At 64.4% G+C, this 16,529-nt stretch carries 30 protein-coding genes; 19 read left to right on the top strand and 11 right to left on the bottom strand.

Annotation, left to right across the window (positions count from 1 at the left end; all coding sequences use genetic code 11):
• Window positions 1–263: 263 nt before the first annotated feature.
• The 6 genes from AC1ZQA_RS06935 to AC1ZQA_RS06910 form a co-directional block, all read right to left on the bottom strand.
• Window positions 264–530 carry a hypothetical protein gene (locus AC1ZQA_RS06935; protein ID WP_482679068.1) on the bottom strand — a complete coding sequence of 89 codons (267 nt, stop codon included), beginning with the start codon at window positions 528–530 and terminating at the stop codon, window positions 264–266.
• A 381-nt stretch (window positions 531–911) separates the two neighbouring features.
• A complete protein-coding gene (locus AC1ZQA_RS06930) occupies window positions 912–3,392 on the bottom strand; it encodes a VapE domain-containing protein (protein ID WP_482679067.1) in 2,481 nt (826 codons plus the stop codon).
• A 99-nt stretch (window positions 3,393–3,491) separates the two neighbouring features.
• The gene (locus tag AC1ZQA_RS06925; RefSeq protein ID WP_482679066.1) at window positions 3,492–3,779 is read right to left on the bottom strand and encodes a hypothetical protein; all 288 of its coding nucleotides are present in this window, start codon (window positions 3,777–3,779) and stop codon (window positions 3,492–3,494) included.
• Entirely contained in the window at window positions 3,776–4,156 is a 381-nt protein-coding gene (locus AC1ZQA_RS06920; RefSeq protein ID WP_482679065.1) for a hypothetical protein, read from the bottom strand. Before AC1ZQA_RS06920 ends, AC1ZQA_RS06925 begins: the two co-directional genes overlap by 4 nt.
• A 28-nt stretch (window positions 4,157–4,184) precedes the next feature.
• Window positions 4,185–4,391, bottom strand: a complete 207-nt coding sequence (locus AC1ZQA_RS06915; RefSeq protein ID WP_482679064.1) for a hypothetical protein — start codon at window positions 4,389–4,391, stop codon at window positions 4,185–4,187.
• Window positions 4,392–4,394: 3 nt separating this feature from the next.
• Window positions 4,395–4,661: a YdaS family helix-turn-helix protein gene (locus AC1ZQA_RS06910; protein WP_482679063.1), complete on the bottom strand. Its 267-nt coding sequence runs from the start codon at window positions 4,659–4,661 to the stop codon at window positions 4,395–4,397.
• Window positions 4,662–4,732: 71 nt separating this feature from the next.
• On the opposite strand from AC1ZQA_RS06910, the gene AC1ZQA_RS06905 reads away from it, so the two are divergent.
• Complete coding sequence (locus tag AC1ZQA_RS06905; protein WP_482679062.1) at window positions 4,733–5,179, top strand: helix-turn-helix domain-containing protein; 447 nt, start codon at window positions 4,733–4,735, stop codon at window positions 5,177–5,179.
• 54 nt (window positions 5,180–5,233) lie between these two features.
• Here AC1ZQA_RS06905 and AC1ZQA_RS06900 read toward each other — a convergent pair whose 3' ends face one another.
• On the bottom strand, window positions 5,234–5,605 hold the full coding sequence (locus tag AC1ZQA_RS06900; RefSeq protein WP_482679061.1) for a hypothetical protein: 372 nt from the start codon (window positions 5,603–5,605) through the stop codon (window positions 5,234–5,236).
• A 182-nt stretch (window positions 5,606–5,787) separates the two neighbouring features.
• Here AC1ZQA_RS06900 and AC1ZQA_RS06895 point away from each other — a divergent pair, with 182 nt between their 5' ends.
• From AC1ZQA_RS06895 to AC1ZQA_RS06815, 17 genes are all read left to right on the top strand, one after another.
• Window positions 5,788–5,943, top strand: a complete 156-nt coding sequence (locus AC1ZQA_RS06895; RefSeq protein ID WP_482679060.1) for a hypothetical protein — start codon at window positions 5,788–5,790, stop codon at window positions 5,941–5,943.
• Between the two features lie 40 nt (window positions 5,944–5,983).
• Window positions 5,984–6,259, top strand: a complete 276-nt coding sequence (locus AC1ZQA_RS06890; protein WP_482679059.1) for a hypothetical protein — start codon at window positions 5,984–5,986, stop codon at window positions 6,257–6,259.
• A 7-nt stretch (window positions 6,260–6,266) separates the two neighbouring features.
• On the top strand, window positions 6,267–6,569 hold the full coding sequence (locus AC1ZQA_RS06885) for a hypothetical protein (RefSeq protein ID WP_482679058.1): 303 nt from the start codon (window positions 6,267–6,269) through the stop codon (window positions 6,567–6,569).
• Window positions 6,551–6,763 carry a hypothetical protein gene (locus AC1ZQA_RS06880; RefSeq protein ID WP_482679057.1) on the top strand — a complete coding sequence of 71 codons (213 nt, stop codon included), beginning with the start codon at window positions 6,551–6,553 and terminating at the stop codon, window positions 6,761–6,763. Before AC1ZQA_RS06885 ends, AC1ZQA_RS06880 begins: the two co-directional genes overlap by 19 nt.
• Window positions 6,764–6,785: 22 nt before the next feature.
• Entirely contained in the window at window positions 6,786–7,226 is a 441-nt protein-coding gene (locus AC1ZQA_RS06875; protein ID WP_482679056.1) for a hypothetical protein, read from the top strand.
• Window positions 7,227–7,979: 753 nt separating this feature from the next.
• A complete protein-coding gene (locus AC1ZQA_RS06870; protein WP_482679055.1) occupies window positions 7,980–8,546 on the top strand; it encodes a hypothetical protein in 567 nt (188 codons plus the stop codon).
• Window positions 8,543–9,055 carry a hypothetical protein gene (locus AC1ZQA_RS06865; protein ID WP_482679054.1) on the top strand — a complete coding sequence of 171 codons (513 nt, stop codon included), beginning with the start codon at window positions 8,543–8,545 and terminating at the stop codon, window positions 9,053–9,055. The genes AC1ZQA_RS06870 and AC1ZQA_RS06865 overlap by 4 nt, the downstream gene beginning before the upstream one ends.
• Complete coding sequence (locus tag AC1ZQA_RS06860; protein WP_482679053.1) at window positions 9,052–9,495, top strand: DUF4406 domain-containing protein; 444 nt, start codon at window positions 9,052–9,054, stop codon at window positions 9,493–9,495. Before AC1ZQA_RS06865 ends, AC1ZQA_RS06860 begins: the two co-directional genes overlap by 4 nt.
• 16 nt (window positions 9,496–9,511) lie before the next feature.
• Window positions 9,512–10,192, top strand: coding sequence for an HNH endonuclease (locus AC1ZQA_RS06855; RefSeq protein ID WP_482679052.1), 681 nt, complete (start codon window positions 9,512–9,514; stop codon window positions 10,190–10,192).
• Window positions 10,189–10,479, top strand: a complete 291-nt coding sequence (locus AC1ZQA_RS06850; RefSeq protein WP_482679051.1) for a hypothetical protein — start codon at window positions 10,189–10,191, stop codon at window positions 10,477–10,479. The genes AC1ZQA_RS06855 and AC1ZQA_RS06850 overlap by 4 nt, the downstream gene beginning before the upstream one ends.
• Window positions 10,480–10,483: 4 nt before the next feature.
• A complete protein-coding gene (locus AC1ZQA_RS06845; protein WP_482679050.1) occupies window positions 10,484–10,825 on the top strand; it encodes a hypothetical protein in 342 nt (113 codons plus the stop codon).
• Window positions 10,826–10,985: 160 nt separating this feature from the next.
• Window positions 10,986–11,285, top strand: a complete 300-nt coding sequence (locus tag AC1ZQA_RS06840; RefSeq protein ID WP_482679049.1) for a hypothetical protein — start codon at window positions 10,986–10,988, stop codon at window positions 11,283–11,285.
• Entirely contained in the window at window positions 11,282–11,779 is a 498-nt protein-coding gene (locus AC1ZQA_RS06835) for a hypothetical protein (RefSeq protein ID WP_482679048.1), read from the top strand. The genes AC1ZQA_RS06840 and AC1ZQA_RS06835 overlap by 4 nt, the downstream gene beginning before the upstream one ends.
• The gene (locus AC1ZQA_RS06830) at window positions 11,776–11,934 is read left to right on the top strand and encodes a hypothetical protein (protein WP_482679047.1); all 159 of its coding nucleotides are present in this window, start codon (window positions 11,776–11,778) and stop codon (window positions 11,932–11,934) included. The genes AC1ZQA_RS06835 and AC1ZQA_RS06830 overlap by 4 nt, the downstream gene beginning before the upstream one ends.
• Window positions 11,931–12,260 carry a hypothetical protein gene (locus AC1ZQA_RS06825; RefSeq protein WP_482679046.1) on the top strand — a complete coding sequence of 110 codons (330 nt, stop codon included), beginning with the start codon at window positions 11,931–11,933 and terminating at the stop codon, window positions 12,258–12,260. Before AC1ZQA_RS06830 ends, AC1ZQA_RS06825 begins: the two co-directional genes overlap by 4 nt.
• A complete protein-coding gene (locus AC1ZQA_RS06820; protein ID WP_482679045.1) occupies window positions 12,257–12,466 on the top strand; it encodes a DUF4224 domain-containing protein in 210 nt (69 codons plus the stop codon). The genes AC1ZQA_RS06825 and AC1ZQA_RS06820 overlap by 4 nt, the downstream gene beginning before the upstream one ends.
• Before the next feature lie 6 nt (window positions 12,467–12,472).
• A complete protein-coding gene (locus AC1ZQA_RS06815) occupies window positions 12,473–13,474 on the top strand; it encodes a tyrosine-type recombinase/integrase (RefSeq protein ID WP_482679044.1) in 1,002 nt (333 codons plus the stop codon).
• Window positions 13,475–14,074: 600 nt separating this feature from the next.
• Here AC1ZQA_RS06815 and AC1ZQA_RS06810 read toward each other — a convergent pair.
• Both AC1ZQA_RS06810 and AC1ZQA_RS06805 read right to left on the bottom strand, forming a co-directional pair.
• Window positions 14,075–14,650 (bottom strand): hypothetical protein, encoded by a 576-nt coding sequence (locus tag AC1ZQA_RS06810; RefSeq protein WP_482679043.1) that lies wholly within the window; start codon window positions 14,648–14,650, stop codon window positions 14,075–14,077.
• An 84-nt stretch (window positions 14,651–14,734) separates the two neighbouring features.
• A complete protein-coding gene (locus tag AC1ZQA_RS06805) occupies window positions 14,735–15,397 on the bottom strand; it encodes a hypothetical protein (RefSeq protein WP_482679042.1) in 663 nt (220 codons plus the stop codon).
• Between the two features lie 261 nt (window positions 15,398–15,658).
• Here AC1ZQA_RS06805 and AC1ZQA_RS06800 point away from each other — a divergent pair, with 261 nt between their 5' ends.
• Complete coding sequence (locus tag AC1ZQA_RS06800) at window positions 15,659–15,865, top strand: DUF3563 family protein (protein WP_482679041.1); 207 nt, start codon at window positions 15,659–15,661, stop codon at window positions 15,863–15,865.
• 141 nt (window positions 15,866–16,006) lie between these two features.
• Here AC1ZQA_RS06800 and AC1ZQA_RS06795 read toward each other — a convergent pair whose 3' ends face one another.
• Together AC1ZQA_RS06795 and AC1ZQA_RS06790 are read right to left on the bottom strand one after the other, a co-directional pair.
• Window positions 16,007–16,291, bottom strand: coding sequence for a type II toxin-antitoxin system YafQ family toxin (locus tag AC1ZQA_RS06795; RefSeq protein ID WP_482679040.1), 285 nt, complete (start codon window positions 16,289–16,291; stop codon window positions 16,007–16,009).
• A gap of 2 nt (window positions 16,292–16,293) precedes the next feature.
• Window positions 16,294–16,527, bottom strand: a complete 234-nt coding sequence (locus tag AC1ZQA_RS06790; protein ID WP_482679039.1) for a type II toxin-antitoxin system RelB/DinJ family antitoxin — start codon at window positions 16,525–16,527, stop codon at window positions 16,294–16,296.
• Between the last annotated feature and the right edge of the window lie 2 nt (window positions 16,528–16,529).

Raw genomic sequence — 16,529 nt, 5'->3', positions numbered from 1 at the left:
GCATGGGGCGGCGTTGAGTCTCTGCGACATCTGGATCGCCGAGATAGTGGCAATGCAGCACCAGCCACGCTTTGGCGTCTGTGGTGCGCAGGCTGGCTATGGCATCGTCAAGCGCGGCAGATTGCGCATCGCCAAGTGCCACAGATCCGGCCCGCGCGTGCGGTGCCAGCCTGGTGAACGCAGCGGCACCGGGAAACCCTGCCCCGCCAATTGCACGGCGAGCCCGCCACTTTGCCCATGCGCCCAGCAGAAGGTCCGTCAGATCATGTGGCATGGGTTGCCTCTTTGCTCTTGAGCATCAACAGCGGCTCGCCGCGCAACGCATCCCACGCGCCAAGCTCCTGCAGCACGGTTTCGTGCTCGCTGCCAACAAAAGGTGTTCCCACGGCAATGGCACCTTCCCGCGCATAGAACCAGCCGGGCTGGTTTTCCAGCACCCCGCGCCGCCAGCACAGATTCACATGCGCGGTGCCCATCTCAAGTCGACGCTGTTGCACCAGGTCAGCCACCTTGGGCATTGCCTCTCGCATCCAACTCCAATCCTGCTTTCTGTCCATATGTCCGTGATCTCTCTATAGATCATGTGAAGATGCACACTCTCGCCCGCCCGGGCGCGCGCAACGCGCACACGCACGCCTACACATCAAGGGGTTGACACCCAAACCACCTGCGCGCATGTCTCCCTGTGATCGCGCAAGATGCTCTGAAACTGCTGCATCGTTGCCACGACTCCCTGATTTCTCACGGACACACGGACAGATGGCCGGAGCGCCGGCACGCAACCCCGCTACATGGCGCACGCCTGAGCCGTCCAGACCTTTTCCGCATCGCCATGCGATCGCTGGTCTGCAAGACGGCCGCTGTCGGCCCTCTCTGGTAAATGCCCCGGCGCGGGGCGTTGAATGGTCATGTCATACCGGGCATTCGCCCTCTCCATTGACATCAGGCTGCGCGTCGCCGTCCCGTGGGCGGCGGTAGACACGCGGGCGGCCTGGTCGGCTGCTGCGGGCCTCGATCCACCCCAGACGGCGCAATGCCGCACCGGCCTGCTTTTCGTGATACCTGCCGGGCCCCAGGCGATCAATGCCAATGCCCAGCTTGCCAAGCAGCTCCACAATGCTGATCTCATCGACCATCTGGCCTTCCGCGTTGTCGTAAAGCCAACGCGCGGCGGCCGTCTCGATGGCGTTTTCCACTTGCCTGCCCTGCTGCTGCGGCACAAACAGCTCGCGTTCCTCTTCCAGCGTCGGGTGCATGCGCTTGCCCGTGCGCACCCGCTCCATGGCCTCCGCAAAGAGTTGATCGCGCACCTGCACAACCCACTCAATGTCGATCTGCCGCGTGATGCGCACGGGCCACAGCCGCCGATTGCCGGTGGTGTCGATCATGTAGTGAAATTCATTGGTCGTCCCGCCGAACACACACTGGCGTGGATAGTCGCCAGCGCGGCGGTCAAAGCTGGCCCGAAAGCGGTCCACGCTGCTGGCCACAAAGCTCTTCACCTTTGTCACGTCGGCTTTGCCCAGGCTGTCGAGCTCGGCGAATTCGTACACCCACTTGCCCTGCAGGTTCTGGTAGCTGTCCTTGTCGCCCAGCACCAGGCCGGTGTCGGCAAAGTACATGCCGCCCAGTGCGGCAAACAGGCTGCTCTTGCGCATGCCCTGCTCACCCTCGAGGATGAGCATGTAATCGAACTTGCACCCTGGCTGCATGATGCGTGCGCACATCGCCTGAATGAACCACGTACCCACCCGCGCCAGATAGCGCTGCAGCGGGTCGCGCATGTCCCACTCATCCTCCACCATGCAGGCGCGCTGCAGCCAGGTTTCAAGGCGGCGCTGTCCATCCCAGCGCAGGCCTTCGAGATAGGCCCGCACCGGGTGAAATCGATGGTTGTGCGCCACGATGCGCACCGCTTCTTCGAGCGTGCTGCGGCTGCAACTGGGCATCCAGTGATTGCGCACCAGATATTCCCCCATCTTCAGCTCGTCCACCTCGCTCCACACCCCGGCGGGAGAACCCCATGGCGCATCGCGCAACAACACCACGTCGTTCGTGAATTCGTTGTAGCCAATCACCCCCTCGCACCCCGGCGCCGGGGCCACCCCCAGGCTGGGGATTCCGTCGAGGGCCAGCACAATGTTTTCGCGCACCGGCTTGATCGCGCCTTGCGCTGTCAGCAGCAAATGGGCGCGCCAGGCGCGTTCGCCATCGCGCTGGCCCGCGCCAGCCTCAGCAGGGGTGGACGCACGCGGATTGCCCCGTCCCACCCCGCCAGCCAGCGCGCCATCCTGCACCACAAAAGGCACCGCCTTGGCAATGTGCGCCTGCAGATCCTGCGCAGTCCACCCGGATGCAATGGCATCGGCAATGTCCCATCCATCTGGCTCAGTCTGCTGTTCTGTCGCGGGCAGTGGCACCATGCGCACCGTACAGCCGTGTTCGGCCTGTAGCGTTGCCAGAATGCCCGCCATCGCCGCATAGCCCGGCTGCCTGTCCAGCTGCTTGAACGGTTTGCTTGATGGGTCGACGCCCTGCTCTTTCTCCGTGCGCGTCAAGGGTTCGCGCTTGAGGTCGGCATCTGCCCATGCCGTCACAGTGGCGCCGGCCAGCCACGCCCAATCCGATTTGTTTGCCGCCTGGCAACCACCCGGCCACGTCACACAATCAAACAGGCTGCCCAGAAGCCCATGCGCGGCGTCGGCGCACTTCTCGCCCTCCACCAGCAACACGGGCAGCCCACGCAATGCGCCTGCGGCAACGTAGAGCGGGCGGGGTTCGTCAAATTGCTTCCAATGCCACTTGCAGGTGCCGCGCGCGTCGGATTCGTCCACGCACCACGTCAGCGGCATGATCTCTTTGCCACCCTCCTGGCGGTCAAATCGGCACACATAACCCATGCGCTGAGCGCCATCGCGCGTACGGTACTCCCATACCGCCGAGGGCTCGCCATAGTGAAAATGCGTGAACGTTGCTTTCGGCGCCGTCTCGGGCACCGGCACAATGGCCCGCCACATGCTGCGGCGCTTTTCAGGTGTGGGCTCGGCGCGTGGTGCGGCAGACGTTCCGCGCGTTGCGCTGGCCAACCCCATCTGCTCGGCCAGCTCGCGCCCCGCGTCTCCCTGGCGTCCGTTGCAGTAAATGGCGGCGTACAGGCTGACCAAGTCGCCCCCCGCATCGCCAGACTGAAAATCCTTCCAGACGCCACTCTCCATGTTGACCGAGCAGCTCGACCCGGCCCCGCCCGTGAGGTCTGCACACACCCACTCTTTGCCCCGCTTGACGCCGCCTGGCAACCACTGCGGCACCAGCACCTGCGCCCGGTTCAACAACGCCGCATTGAGCGCCTGAAAATCGATCCGCTCTGCGCCCCCCCTGCCCGCATCAGCCATGCCACCTCCGTGCCTGCGAGGGAAGCGCCGCCGTTGCGGAAACGCCGCATGGGTTTTTCATCGTCCGTCCCTTGGTTTTGTTGTCTGTTGGTGTTGTGTTCAGCGGCCGTGCCAGGCGCGGATTGCCTCATTGAGCAAACTCTCCTGGCTCTGCCCGTCTGTGGGCTCCTGAGCCGGGGCATACAGCGTCATGGGCCGGTTGCTGCTGCCGGGCACCGTGCCCACCACGATCAGCTCCCCGGCAGCGGCCAGGTTTCGGCATGTGGCCCGTGCCACATCGCGCCCCACCATGGCCGCCTGCGCCACATCCAGCCAGGTCCCCACGCCGCCAGGCAGCACGCGAAATGCACTCACCACCGCCTGCCGAATTTCGCCACGCGGCCTCATTGCCCTGCCTCCAGCCGTTGCAACTGCTTGCCCAGCCGCTCCGCCGCGCCAATGGCGGCAATGAACTGGCGCTGCAGCTCGGCCTTCTGCTCGTCGCGCTCGGCCGGTCGCGGGGACACATAGCCACACTCGCCCGCAAGCCAGCGCATCCCGGCGTGATAGCCCACATCGCGCGCCCGCTTGAGCAGAAACACCACCTGCTGCGGCGAAAACAGCTCCCGCCTGTCGGCGTTGAGCCGGTCGCGCACATAACCCGCCGCCTGGTCGATGGGCAGATCGGGGCGCAACAACGCGCCCACCTTTTTGGCGCCGCCCAGGGCCAGCACCACACCAGCGAGCACCTCGTCAATGTTGTCGAACAGCTCCAGTTCATCCATGGTCAACCCCCGTGCCCGCGCCTGTCCGTCATTCACGGACACGCACGGACAGCCATTTGCGCGCAAAAAAAATAGGCTTCTCCCCATGGAAGCCCGCATGGAAAAGCCCGCCGCCGCCCCAGCGCAACCCGCGTGGAGGAGTGGACACGCCGACGCCCAGGGAGGGATGGACGCCGAACGCTGGAGCGGCGCCGGAATGCGCCGGCACGCTGGCGGAAAACAGATGCGCCTGCATGGTTCAGGCGGCTTGTTCCGTGGTGGGCTGCACGACCGGCGGCCACGGGTGCGCGGCGTCGATCAGCTCGGGCCAGATGTCGCCCCAGTCGTTGGGGCGCAGGGTGCGGCGGCTGATGCCAAACTTCTGTTCAATGCGCACGGCCATCGGCACAGATACAGCCGTGCGCCCCGTGGCAAGTTGATAGATCAGCGGTGGCGTGACGCCGAGCTCTTTTGCCAGCGCTGCTTTACTGCCAGCCTGGTCGATTGCTTGGAGGATTGCTTCCATGCACACAGCATAGTCGCACTATCGCGGTTTGCGCAAGTCCCGCTATTTCATTGCAGGAATAGGATTGCTACATGAGCAAACCCACGGTCAATCCCGATGATGTTGAGCGCCTGAACACGCTCATCAAGTCGCGCCTTGAAGGCATTCCGATCACCAAGTTTGCAGAACGCGCTGGCGAGCCGATCAGCCCCAGCCTCATCTATCAGCACCGAACCGGTCGCATTCCCATTGGGCTGGAGGCTGCAATCGCATATGCCGAGGGCTTCGGCGTCCCGATTGCCGATATTTGCCCCCAATACGAGCCGCTCTTACGTCGTGGCGCCGCATGCCTGACCACGCCACCGGCAAACCCTGCTCCATTTTCCTTGCAGGAGCCACGCGCTGCTTACCGAACCTCTCGCGAGCAACAGTTGATCGACGTGTTTCGCGCTCTGCCGGAATCGCTCAGAGAGCAGCTTTTGTCCTACGCGAAAGGAATGGAGGCGGCCTCACACGCGGCCTCCAAAAAAATCGGCTGAGATTATTCCGTTTCCTCGGGAACTGATGCCCGGCGCGCCAACCAATGGCGACGTCTAGACCCCATCGGGTTTTGCCTTTATGGACTGACCTTCTCCGAGCCTCGCCAACATTGCCGCCCCCGCCGGTGACTCCGCGGGAACCAGGCGGGTGCTGCCGCATGCAGGGCAGACATAACGGCGCGATGTGAGGCGCCAAATGCTGTAGATCACCCCAGGCAGAATGAACAGCAGCCAGAGCGCAACCTCCAGCGCAATGTGACCGCGCGTTTCCCTCTTTGCCCTGGCGCGCGTGCCGCAATCCAGACACACCCGATCCGGCCCCTTGGCCGGAGCAAACAGGCCCCGCAGGATGGTGAACAGCAGATAAAAGACGCCGAGCACGATTGCCCAGGCCACCAATCGAAGCAACGTCAGTTCTGTTTCCATGGCTACTCCCTGTGAAGTGCGTTCAGCGCCCAACAAGCCAGCATCGCACCTTGTTGATACAGATCGAGAGTTTGCCCGATCTGTGAGTGAATGCAACAAATTTGCCCAATAAAATAGTTGGGCTATTGCGCATTGCCGATAGCAGCACTATAGTAGGCTCCACACATCATCTGGAGCCCCCCATGCCCTGTCACCCCCACTGCAACCAAGGCCGCCACTGCGACGGCACCTGCCAGCGCGGCGCGCCGCGTCCCTTGCCTGAAATCTTCGGCCCCGCCCTTGCCGTGGCGGGCTGGCTGGTGCTGGTGCTCTGGCTTGCCGCCAAGGTGTGGGGCTGAGCCCCGCACGCCCGATCAACCGCCCTCACAGGAGACCGACATGACCCATCCCAGCCCCGCAGCGCGCCCGGTGCACATCGGCAAGCTGTACCGCCCCACGCACTTCGAAGTGCGCACGCCCACCACCTACAGCGCCCGCCTGCCCGCGCCCGGCATGGACGCCGCCCTGCTGCAGCGCGCTTTGCTGCGCGCACCGCTGGCCGTGGTGCCCGAGCCGGAGGACGAGCCCTCCGTCATCCTCGACCGCATGGTCGCCTGGGCCGCCGTGCTGCTCATCGTCGCCGTGCTTTTTGCCGTGCAACTCCACCTCATCTGACCCCACCATGAAAACCGCCCACCGCCAAGCCGCCCGCGCCAAAGCTGCGCGCAAATACACCCTCATCGACCCCGCCACAGAAACCGCTCGCTGCGCCGAAGACATGCGCCAGCGCCGCAAGGGCGAGCGCCCCGCCGTGCCGCCAGACGCCTGGCAAGCCGCGTGGCAGCCCCTGGCGCCCGCACCGGCTCCCGTGCGTCGCCCCGGCGCAGACGACTACCTGCGCCACCCCAGCCGCGTGGGCGAGCGCCGCATGCCCTACCACGTCGCCCAGCCCAGCGAGGCCGCACCATGCCCTACCCGACCCTGACCGACGCGCAGGCCCTGGCAGCGGCCCGCAGCCTGCACTTGCGCCAGCCCGACGCCGTGCTGCGCAGCCCCCTGCTGCGCCAGGCCGTCGAACTGGCCCACTGGGCACGCCAGCGCACCGCAGACGCCGCCCTGCAGCGCTACCGCGCCCAGCCCGACTTCAAGCGCATCGCGGCGGGCGATGGCAACCGCTGAGCGCCCCATCAGACCAACCCCCATGCGCCCCAATCACACCCTCCTCAACCCCATCGCCGTGGCCGCAGAAGGCGCAAGCCTGCTGCCCGCCACCCAGCGCGACGCCATCGTGCAGAGCAATCTGCAGGCCCTCTCTGCCCTGCGCCACCGCCGCGCCCAGTTTGACGACATCAAGCGCCTGAGCCTCGCCCTGATGATGGCCGACACCCTGGCCGCCGTGGCCCCGCTGGCCCGCGCCAATCGCCCGCGCGAAATTGCCGCAGGCATTGACGCCCTGGCCGCCATCACCCGCCGCCACGCCCGGCACTACGCCTACACCGCCCAGCCCGACGAGCTCGACGCCCTCAGCGACGCGCTGGCCGTGCATCACATCCAGGTCGAACACGCCACCGTGAGCGAAATCGAGCGCGCCCAAACCCGCATCAACGCCCAGCGGCGCACGCTGCTTGGAGCGCGCAAGTGAGCGCGGCGCGAGCGCAGCGGGTTGCAGATGCGCAAGCGTCTGCCTCCCGGTGCGGTTGCACCACAAGGCTGGGCCAGTCCGGGCTGGGCGGGGCTTGGCTGGGCAAGGGCTGCGAATGCAGCGGGTTGCAGATGCGCAAGCGTCTGCCTCCCGGTGCGGTTGCACCACAAGGCTGGGCCAGTCCGGGCTGGGCGGGGCTTGGCTGGGCAAGGGCTGCGAATGCAGCGGGTTGCAGATGCGCAAGCGTCTGCCTCCCGGTGCGGTTGCACCACATGGAAAGGAGGGGCAAGGAAAGGCGCGGCGAGGCGGGGCTGGGCTTGGCTTGGCAAGGGCTGCGATTGCAGCGGGTTGCAGATGCGCAAGCGTCTGCCTCCCGGTGCGGTTGCACCACATGGAAAGGAGGGGCAAGGAAAGGCGCGGCGAGGCGGGGCTGGGCTTGGCTTGGCAAGGGCTGCGATTGCAGCGGGTTGCAGATGCGCAAGCGTCTGCCTCCCGGTGCGGTTGCACCACAGGGCCGGGCGCGGCGAGGCAGGGCATGGCTGGGCAAGGCTTGGCGTGGCAAGGCAAGGGCTGCGAATGCAGCGGGTTGCAGATGCGCCAGCGTCTGCCTCCCGGTGCGGTTGCACCACGAGGCGTGGCTTGGCAGGGCCGGGCGTGGCTTGGCGAGGCAAGGCAAGGGCCGATTTCGGCGGGCAGCGCATCACGGTGCGCTACCCGACGCGATTGGGCGTCACACGGCAAGGAGTCAACGACATGAAACAACTCACATTCACCATCAAGGGCATCGCCCCGCTGCTCACGCATAACGAACGGCTGGCCAACCCATTTGACGATACAACCCGCGCCATCAAGGCCATCAGCGGCAAGCGAAAAAAGACCGAAGACGACCTGCTGGAAATGGCGCGTCTGGAATGGTTGGGCGGCCTGTATTACGACGAAGAAACCGGCCCCTATGTGCCGGGGTACAACATGCTGGCCGCGCTGGTCGGTGCGGGCAAGGTGCACAAACTCGGCACCGCCATCAAGCGCGCCGCCGTGGTGCTCGAAGACAGGCTGCCCATCGAATACCCAGGTCCGCGAGACCCTGAAACCATGTTTGCCGACAAGCGCTTGGTCGACATGCGCAGCGTCAAGGTGGGCACCAGCAAAATCGTGCGCGCGCGCCCGCGCTTCAACGACTGGAAACTGCGCTTCACGGTGGCCTTTGACGAATCCACCCTGCAGGCCGCCGATCTGTCCATGGCCCTGCAGACCTGCGGCTCCATGATCGGACTGGGCGACTACCGCCCCCGCTTCGGCCGTTTCGAGGTGCTGGCATGAGCCCCGAAGAAAACGACTTCCCGCTCTACCCCGCCTGGCGCGAAGCCCTGCGGCAGTTGCGCGCAGCCGGGCGCATTCGCCCCGGCGAGCAGATCACCCGCGCCGAGCTGGAGGCCATTTTCGGCATCAAGCCCGCGCTGAGCATTGCGCAGCACGAACAAAACCGGCTGCGCTTTTTGCAGCAGTTTTCCGAAATGCGCGCCGCGCTGTTGCAGGACGATCAGGCCATGCTGCGCCCCGTCAGCGGGGTGGGCTGGGAAATCGTGCCGCCGCAAGAGCAAACTCAGCGCGCCATGGACGACCGCATGCGTGCCATCCACCGGCAAATCGCCATGCTGTCCTCCGAGGTCAGCAACATCCGCGCCGATGCCCTGTCCAGCGCTGATCTGGCAGAAAACGCCAACGCGCGCGCCAAGGTCGGCCAGCTTGCCGCCATGCTGGGCGCGCGCGCCCGCATCCCCAGCGCACCCAACCCCGCACTGACCCACCAGAAAAACGCCACCCCATGACCCACGCACCCACCGACCTCACCACCCCGCTTGCCACCTTCGCCAAGCGCCTGACCGATCCAGACGATCTCGGCTGGGCCGTCAGCACCGAAGTGCGGAATATCGCCCGTAATCTGCTCTGCCACCTGCCCGAGCCGCACGACCGTTGGGTGTACCTCGCAGGCCCCATGTCCGGCCTGCCGGGTTACAACCACCCAGCATTTTTCGAGGCCGAGGACGCACTGCGCGCCGCTGGCTACGTGCCCGTCAACCCCGCCCGCAACGGCCTGCGCGCAGAGAGCGAATGGCACCATCACCTGCGCCGCGACATCGGCCTGCTGCTGGCCTGCGCCGGTGTGGCCCTGCTGCCCGGCTGGGAATCCAGCCGCGGCGCGCGCCTGGAGGTGAGCATTGCCGACGCGCTGGGCATGCGCGTGTGCGGCGTGGCGGATTGGGCTTGACTTGCGAGGATCCCCCATGACCCGCCACCCCTGGACGCCCGAACACATCGCCCTGCTGCGCGTGCTCTACCCCGACCACGCCACCGCAGACATCGCCGCCCGCCTGGGCCGCGCACCGGCCAGCGTGTACAACAAGGCGCACGCGCTCGGCCTGCGCAAGTCCGCCGCATTCCTTGCGAGCGATCGCAGCGGGCGCGTGCAGCGCGGCAGGCAAGACCCGCGCATGACCGCGCACCAGTTCAAGGCTGGCATGACGCCGTGGAACAAAGGCACGCACTACCAGGCCGGAGGCCGCAGCGCGCTTACCCAATTCAAGCCCGGCAGGCCGCCGCACGAGGCCCGCAACTACAAGCCCATCGGCAGCCTGCGCCTCAACAAAGACGGCTATCTGGAGCGCAAGGTGAGCGACGACCCGCGCCTGGCACCCGTGCGGCGCTGGGTGGGCGTGCATCGACTGGTGTGGGAGCAGGCACACGGCCCGATCCCGCCGGAGCATATCGTCGTGTTCAGGCCCGGCATGCGCACCGCCGATCTGCTGCACATCACTGCCGACCGGCTGGAGTGCATCAGCCGCGCCGAACACGCGCGGCGCAACCACCCGATGAACAAATCCCCCGAGCTGGCGCGCCTGGTGCAGCTCAAGGGCTGCATCACCCGCCAGGTCAACCGCCTCACCGCACAGGAGCAAACATCATGACCAAGCCCATCACCATCAACGACATGCGCGGACACCTCATGGAAACGCTGGCCGCGCTGCGCGACCGCAACAACCCCATGGAGCCCGACCGCGCCCGCGCCGTGCCGCAAGTGGCGGGCGTGCTGGTGGACAGCGCCCGCGTGGAAATCGAATACCTGCGCGCAACCGGCGCAGACGCCACCAGCGCCTTCCTGCCCAGCGCCCCCGCGCTGCCCGCCACCAGCGAAACCCGCACCGGCACCCTCTCGCGCACCGACAGCGGGCTGGTGCACCGGATCAAGGGGTAAGGCGATGGGCACACAGGAGATCACCCGCAGCATGACCCAGGAGCCAGGGCGCAGGGGATTTGTCGGGCTTCCACGCGCCGAAGTCTGCGCGCGGAAGATTGATTACCGCTGGTGCTATGCCTATTCGTTCTTCACCCACTTGGGAGGCCATGGATTTGCGCCGCTGCCGAAGTGGGGCCATTTTGCTGACACGGGCGAGAGCGCCATCAGAGCCGCCGCGCTTGCGCTCATCGCCGATGTGCTCAAGAGGTTCCCGCACACCGACGAAGGCCGCCAAATCTGCGCCTGGGCGCAAAGCCTGTTGCATGGCGAGCAGATCGATTTGTTTGAGGGGATTGCAGCATGAATCTCCCCCTCGACATCGCCCGCTGCTTCGGCGCAGGCCAGCCCGTGTGCGATACCTGCGCACGGCGTGAGCTCCCTGTTGATAACCCGCCACGCGTCTGGTTTTACCCTGAGCCGAAACCGACGCGAGATTACTGTCCTGAGATACTGGAGGAACGGAAATGATTTTCACTAAAGAGAACGCACGCGACTATATCCCGCTATTTGAGGCGCTGGCCGATGGCGAGTTGCAAATCTATCACCCTGTCAAGGGCTGGACAGACATAAACGAGACTTTATTTTCTGCTGATATTAAGAATTATCGCCGCAAGCCGAAGCCGGTGAAAATTTACGTTGCGACTTGGTTTGATAAGTATGGAGAAAACGCAGCATGGTCTAAGAGTGAAGACCACCTTATTAAGCATTATAGCGCCCAAACTGGTTTCAAACTCCACGAGCTTGATTGCGGAGAAAAGCCATGAGCACTGAACTCCTGATTCGCGCAGCTTCAGCGATAAAAGAGGCCCAAGATTCTTTGATTGTGTTGAGTCATCCTCGTTTTGGTCGTTTGAACGCTGAACTTACAGCCATTGCCGCCGAGCTTGAGGCGATGGCGGAGCGGAACCCCCATCCAGACGATGTTGCAGTCGATTTGTTTGCTGCCGCCATGAAAGGCAAATTGGCGAAATCAAGAGCGAAAGGGCGATCAGGGTGGCAACACCCAAGCTGGACACCGGTGCAGATCAGTAAAGCACTACGCGAACATGTCGAGAAAGGCGACCCAATTGATGTCGCAAACTACTGCATGTTTTTATTTGCACGCAACGCGGTTATTCATGCACAACCTTCGCCACAACCTCAAATCCCCGAAGGCTGGGAGATGGCTGCGGAGAGTTGGCGTGATGTGGAGGCGTTCTGTCGCCAGCATCCCGGCGAGCGCGTCACGCTATTGGCTGTGCCGGAGGTGCAGAAATGAATCGCCTTGACATAATCTTGACGGTATCCGCTATTGCGCTATCTACGATTGCGATTACGTTGTTTTTGTTTTTCCTGCCAATCGTGCTTAGCCAGGCTTATAACGAGGGGTATTTTGTAGGGAAAATGACGGCTTGTGAAAAGGTGCAGAAATGAGCCAGACAGAAGAAATTCCATACGCCCTGCGCCTCGCTGACGAATGCGAGGAAAGCGCAAAGGCATGGGCGAACGAGGTCGCCACCAGAGAGCGCGCCGCTGCGGAATTGCGACGCTTGAGCGCAGAAGTCGAATTGCTGAAAGCGGGAATCAAGGCTGCAGCGCCGCAATGGACCCCGCTGACCGTCGAAGAGTGCGCATCGGCATTTGGGGTGATGCCAGACAGCATGGATGGGTTCCTCAAGAAATGGGGGTGGCTGCACTTCGCCAAGGAAATCGAACGGCGGTGCATGGAGAAGAACGCGCCGCAGGAGCAGCCGAAATGACCCCCCTCGTCCTCACGCACGCCGAGCTGGTCGAGATCACCGGCAAAGAGTCCGGCGCAGCGCAATGCCGCGCTCTCACGCGCATGGGCTGGGCATTCGAGCGTGTCGGCTCGCGCCCGCTGGTCAGCCGCGCCTATGCCGAGCGCCGCCTGGCTGGCGAGCAGCCGCGCGCGCCCGCTGGATTTGATCTGGCCGCAGTGCGATGATGCGGCATGGGCAAGCTGGCACGATTTCGCACGCGCATCCGCCGTGGCAAGAACGGCCAAGTGTGGGTGTGCTACTACTGGGACGGCACCAGTCAGGGGCGCGGTGAAGTCTCGCTCGGCACCGACCATGCAGCAGCGGTGCGCAAGTGGGAGGAACTCGAAGGCCTGCGCGACACCGGCGCCGGAACGCTCAAGGCCGCGTTTGACCGCTTCGAGCAGGACATCCTGCCCACCTACCGGGCGACAACGCAGGCCGACTACCGCAACAGCCTCAAGGCCATGCGCCCCGCGATGGAGCGCGCCACCTGGGAGGCCGTCACGACGCCGATGCTCGCCGCCTACCGCGACAAGCGCTCAGCCAAGACGCGAGCGAACCGGGAGCTTGCCGTCCTTGGTGTGATCTGGAAATTCGCCCGCGAATGGGGCTACACCGCCCTGCCCTACCCCGGCCAAGGCATGCGCAAGAACGCCGAGAAGCCGCGCCGCGTCGATGTGCCAGACGCCGTGTTTGAGGCGATCTACAGCCATGCAGACACCGTGTTGCGCGACGTGATGGACTGGATGACGGCCACCGGCCTGCGCCTGACCGATGTGCTGGCCCTGTCGCTCACAGACATTCGGGGCGACGTCCTGCGCGTGACAGCCAGCAAGACCGGCAAGACGGCGGACTTCATCATCTCCGAGTCCGCCGTCATCCCCCGCTTGATCGAGCGCCGCATGGCGAACAAGCGCGCCATGCACCTGCGCATGCTCACCACTCCCACCGGCGCGCAGGTGACTCAGCGCATGCTGCGCACCCGGTTCGATGCCGCCCGCGACAAGGCCGCCGAACAGACGCCGGAACTTGCAGACGCCATCCGCGCAACCATCCTGCGCGACATGCGCAAGCGCGCCGCGAACCTCGCTACCGATATGGCCGCCGCGTCAAAACTGCTCGGCCACAGCAGCCAGGCGCTCACTGAGAAGCACTACCGCACCGAGGGCGAGCGCATCCGCCCAGTGCGCTGAAAATCACTTCCGGGATCGCCCTGCGGCCCGCATGAATGCTCGCTCGATTTTTGCGCGAAACCCGGAAGCGATCGCCCCGCAGCCCGCATGAATACTGGATTTGCATAGGGGACTCAAAATCCAGCGCCCTTAAAAGCGTGCGGGTTCGAGTCCCGCTCCCGGCACCAAGTCCAGCAAAACCGCCCATCACTGGCGGTTTTTTCGCGTCTGGGCGTCTCGCTGACTTCTGCAAAATAGCCCGAATTGCGATCCGCAGTCGGGCTATTTTTTCTTGGCGGAGAGAGGGGGATTCGCTTACGCGACACTCTTAACGCCTTGATTTTATTGAATTTTTCCGCCACCCCGGGCGAATGTACAACGCCATGTACAACAAGCCCCGCAACGGTTTTCAGCATATCCCAGACCTCGCTCTGGGTAAAGCCGTCCCGTTCGCCCGCCCATCATTTGTGACAGCGCAGCAGCGCTGGGAACATGCGCAGCCACTCTGCGCATTGATTTGCAACGTACGGTCGCAGTCAAAAAAAACGCCGACCCCAAGGGAGTCGGCGCACGAATCAACGAAGGGGTGTCCTGTCGTCTCACGGGGGATGACTTTCAGGTTCAGTCGCCCCCCAGGTTTATCGGCACACATTCCGCCCCGTGACACACCACCGCCCATCGCTTGAGGGCACCTGCGCCGGGCTGCAGGTCCAGGGGATACCTCTGCAGCAGCATGGCCGCCTCGGCCACCGCTGTCAATTGCTCCTGCTCGTTCGCTCCAAGCGGGGCGTCTTGCAGCAGCGCGCGCATCTGCTGCCACTTGGACGAGTTGAGGTCGAGAATTGGCGCCCGGGAAAGCAGCACTTGGTGATGCGAGGGCGACTGCACCACCCACTGCAGGCGGCGGTGCACCTCGACTCCATCGAGCACCCAGCGCAGCGACAGCGTATCGACCACCGGCACCAAGCCCGCGAGTTGCACCCGGCCGGACTGCAACAGCAGTCCTACGACACGCGTCTGCGTCTCCTCGCCCAGCACAAGCAATGCCGACTTCAGCGGCCCGGCCGTCAGGCGGCGCAGCAGCTTCGCCGAGACCGACGCCCACAGCCCGCCTGCACCTGTGACAACCCCCTTGAAGGTTGCCATCTCCTGTGGCGCCAACAGCCGCCCATTTTGCAATGTCATCTTACAAGCCATGATGTCCTCCTTGTTCAGTGATGGCCTGCAAGGTGTAGTCACCGCTGTTTCGCTTCGGCGGAAGAAAGGAGGCAGCCAGCCGATTCACCCCTCGGCGCTATCCCGGCGCTTGCGTTTGACATAGCCGGCGTCCTGCAGGGCGCGCAGCAGACTGCCCGGGTCGTCGCCTTCCATCGCCTGCTGCAAACGCTCCCACGACTGATACACCGCGGTGCCGCGCACGTTGTTCTTGGGCGGCGGACCATAGTGCCCTGCGGCCACCGCTTTGGCGGCTTGTACGACCGCGTCCGCTGCGCGCGCGAGTGGGTCGGGCGCGGTGGTCGCGGTGGTGGTATCACCCTTTGCGCTCTGGCCGGGAGAGGGGTGCGCAGGCAGACCGCGCAGGGCGGCGTGCAAGGCTTGCAGCACGTCCGGAAGGACGTCTTGTGCTGCGCACAACGGGGCGGCTTCCGCAATGAGGGCGCTGGCCTGGCGCAGTCGCCAGTTCGGGTCGATGGCCTGTTGATGGGCGTGTTCCTGCGCCTGCCGGGCGGCTTCGCGCGCCGGTGCGCACACGCGTTTGTCGACCAAGGCACGCTCAGACTCAGTCAGCACGGCGGCGAGCGGCTCGGGAATATCCTGCGCATCCCGGGGCAGGCTGCCCACGTAGTGCGCGTGGCTGAATCCATGGGTGTTGCCCTGCGTGCCCTTGCGCACCCATTCGGTGCGGTAGAGCAACACAAGGTGGTTGCGGGTTTTGAATTGCATGACACGGTCTTCCGGAAACAGGGAGACCGCGTGTAGTCCGCTGTTTTATCCCGGTGCTGTCGCGCAGACACCGGCCAGCGCGTCGTGGGCATGGCAAGGGGCGGGGGGCGCCGTGGCACTGGTGAGCGTCATCTCGTGGCTGAAAACCCATGCTGCGTTGCAGCAATTTCATGCACTTCCCCGGCTTGAGAATGCGGGTGCAGCCTATAATTAGGGTTATCCCTAGTTTCTTTGTGAGGCTCCCCACGAGGGAGTGATGTCATGCGCACCTTCAAGCAGTTTCTGAATCAGTTGTTTTCTCCCCTTGATGCACAGCAGCAAGCCGAGCAGGCCTATCTGGCCAAGGCGGTGGATGCCGCGGACCTGGAGCGGCGTATCCACGACCTCGAGTATCACGACGCACTCTCCTGGCAAAGCACCGCCTGGACGGATTTCGCCGAGGTACAGAGCGTGCGGCGGCCTTGGTGAAGACAAGCTTGCCCGCCGCGATGTCGGCAGGGTACGGGGCTAGAGGGTCGGCGTGTTGTCACTCTTCATGCCAGAGGCCCTACAGGAGTGGCGAGTACAGGGCAGCCCGGTCAAGGCCAACCGCGAGACACGCATCAACTGCTAGAAGAGTTCGCTGTGCGACCCTGTTCGGATGAGCCTGAGCGAGCCACCCTTGAGGTGCCCCACCTTGTCGTAAATGAGAAGCCAGTCCGGTGCGACGTGGCACTCGCGGACACCCGCATACTCGCCTGAGAGCTCATGGTCTCGGTGCCTCGGGTCCAGCGGGCGGTCGTTCATCAGTTCCTTTACGACATCGCGCATCTCCTGCCAGTCGTAACGACCGGAACCCTTGACGCGCTTCTTGTCCCGCTTGAACTGACTGGTCTCCTCAAGCGTTCGCGGCACGCTCAGAGGTCCTCAAGCGTCGTGGGCGTCGTCTTTCCGGCTTTGGCGTCCCGAATGGCGGCCAGGGTGACAGGATTGGCGCGTGGCAGTTCCATGGGAAGCCCGCCTTTCTCGACGACGCTGCGCAGGAACAAGCGAATGGCGGTGCTCACGTCCAAGCCGGCGGCCTTCAGAACCGCCGTCGCCTCACGTTTGAGCTCGGGCTCGACGCGGGAACGAACATCAACGGTCAACATGG

It is taken from the genome of Thiomonas sp. DCM-2 (assembly GCF_056820905.1).
This window is presented reverse-complemented; position numbering and strand designations above follow the sequence as displayed.

What these genes read in the sequence shown, in the direction of transcription:
- AC1ZQA_RS06910 (WP_482679063.1), bottom strand. Translation starts at nt 4,661, where the DNA reads ATGGAAGCAATCCTCCAAGCAATCGACCAGGCTGGCAGTAAAGCAGCG.
- AC1ZQA_RS06825 (WP_482679046.1), top strand. Translation starts at nt 11,931, where the DNA reads ATGAGCCAGACAGAAGAAATTCCATACGCCCTGCGCCTCGCTGACGAA.
- AC1ZQA_RS06820 (WP_482679045.1), top strand. Translation starts at nt 12,257, where the DNA reads ATGACCCCCCTCGTCCTCACGCACGCCGAGCTGGTCGAGATCACCGGC.
- AC1ZQA_RS06875 (WP_482679056.1), top strand. Translation starts at nt 6,786, where the DNA reads ATGCGCCCCAATCACACCCTCCTCAACCCCATCGCCGTGGCCGCAGAA.
- AC1ZQA_RS06880 (WP_482679057.1), top strand. Translation starts at nt 6,551, where the DNA reads ATGCCCTACCCGACCCTGACCGACGCGCAGGCCCTGGCAGCGGCCCGC.
- AC1ZQA_RS06890 (WP_482679059.1), top strand. Translation starts at nt 5,984, where the DNA reads ATGACCCATCCCAGCCCCGCAGCGCGCCCGGTGCACATCGGCAAGCTG.
- AC1ZQA_RS06845 (WP_482679050.1), top strand. Translation starts at nt 10,484, where the DNA reads ATGGGCACACAGGAGATCACCCGCAGCATGACCCAGGAGCCAGGGCGC.
- AC1ZQA_RS06810 (WP_482679043.1), bottom strand. Translation starts at nt 14,650, where the DNA reads ATGGCTTGTAAGATGACATTGCAAAATGGGCGGCTGTTGGCGCCACAG.
- AC1ZQA_RS06870 (WP_482679055.1), top strand. Translation starts at nt 7,980, where the DNA reads ATGAAACAACTCACATTCACCATCAAGGGCATCGCCCCGCTGCTCACG.
- AC1ZQA_RS06900 (WP_482679061.1), bottom strand. Translation starts at nt 5,605, where the DNA reads ATGGAAACAGAACTGACGTTGCTTCGATTGGTGGCCTGGGCAATCGTG.
- AC1ZQA_RS06925 (WP_482679066.1), bottom strand. Translation starts at nt 3,779, where the DNA reads ATGAGGCCGCGTGGCGAAATTCGGCAGGCGGTGGTGAGTGCATTTCGC.
- AC1ZQA_RS06865 (WP_482679054.1), top strand. Translation starts at nt 8,543, where the DNA reads ATGAGCCCCGAAGAAAACGACTTCCCGCTCTACCCCGCCTGGCGCGAA.
- AC1ZQA_RS06800 (WP_482679041.1), top strand. Translation starts at nt 15,659, where the DNA reads ATGCGCACCTTCAAGCAGTTTCTGAATCAGTTGTTTTCTCCCCTTGAT.
- AC1ZQA_RS06920 (WP_482679065.1), bottom strand. Translation starts at nt 4,156, where the DNA reads ATGGATGAACTGGAGCTGTTCGACAACATTGACGAGGTGCTCGCTGGT.
- AC1ZQA_RS06850 (WP_482679051.1), top strand. Translation starts at nt 10,189, where the DNA reads ATGACCAAGCCCATCACCATCAACGACATGCGCGGACACCTCATGGAA.
- AC1ZQA_RS06840 (WP_482679049.1), top strand. Translation starts at nt 10,986, where the DNA reads ATGATTTTCACTAAAGAGAACGCACGCGACTATATCCCGCTATTTGAG.
- AC1ZQA_RS06860 (WP_482679053.1), top strand. Translation starts at nt 9,052, where the DNA reads ATGACCCACGCACCCACCGACCTCACCACCCCGCTTGCCACCTTCGCC.
- AC1ZQA_RS06815 (WP_482679044.1), top strand. Translation starts at nt 12,473, where the DNA reads ATGGGCAAGCTGGCACGATTTCGCACGCGCATCCGCCGTGGCAAGAAC.
- AC1ZQA_RS06805 (WP_482679042.1), bottom strand. Translation starts at nt 15,397, where the DNA reads ATGCAATTCAAAACCCGCAACCACCTTGTGTTGCTCTACCGCACCGAA.
- AC1ZQA_RS06930 (WP_482679067.1), bottom strand. Translation starts at nt 3,392, where the DNA reads ATGGCTGATGCGGGCAGGGGGGGCGCAGAGCGGATCGATTTTCAGGCG.
- AC1ZQA_RS06835 (WP_482679048.1), top strand. Translation starts at nt 11,282, where the DNA reads ATGAGCACTGAACTCCTGATTCGCGCAGCTTCAGCGATAAAAGAGGCC.
- AC1ZQA_RS06830 (WP_482679047.1), top strand. Translation starts at nt 11,776, where the DNA reads ATGAATCGCCTTGACATAATCTTGACGGTATCCGCTATTGCGCTATCT.
- AC1ZQA_RS06885 (WP_482679058.1), top strand. Translation starts at nt 6,267, where the DNA reads ATGAAAACCGCCCACCGCCAAGCCGCCCGCGCCAAAGCTGCGCGCAAA.
- AC1ZQA_RS06905 (WP_482679062.1), top strand. Translation starts at nt 4,733, where the DNA reads ATGAGCAAACCCACGGTCAATCCCGATGATGTTGAGCGCCTGAACACG.
- AC1ZQA_RS06935 (WP_482679068.1), bottom strand. Translation starts at nt 530, where the DNA reads ATGCGAGAGGCAATGCCCAAGGTGGCTGACCTGGTGCAACAGCGTCGA.
- AC1ZQA_RS06855 (WP_482679052.1), top strand. Translation starts at nt 9,512, where the DNA reads ATGACCCGCCACCCCTGGACGCCCGAACACATCGCCCTGCTGCGCGTG.
- AC1ZQA_RS06790 (WP_482679039.1), bottom strand. Translation starts at nt 16,527, where the DNA reads ATGTTGACCGTTGATGTTCGTTCCCGCGTCGAGCCCGAGCTCAAACGT.
- AC1ZQA_RS06915 (WP_482679064.1), bottom strand. Translation starts at nt 4,391, where the DNA reads ATGCAGGCGCATCTGTTTTCCGCCAGCGTGCCGGCGCATTCCGGCGCC.
- AC1ZQA_RS06895 (WP_482679060.1), top strand. Translation starts at nt 5,788, where the DNA reads ATGCCCTGTCACCCCCACTGCAACCAAGGCCGCCACTGCGACGGCACC.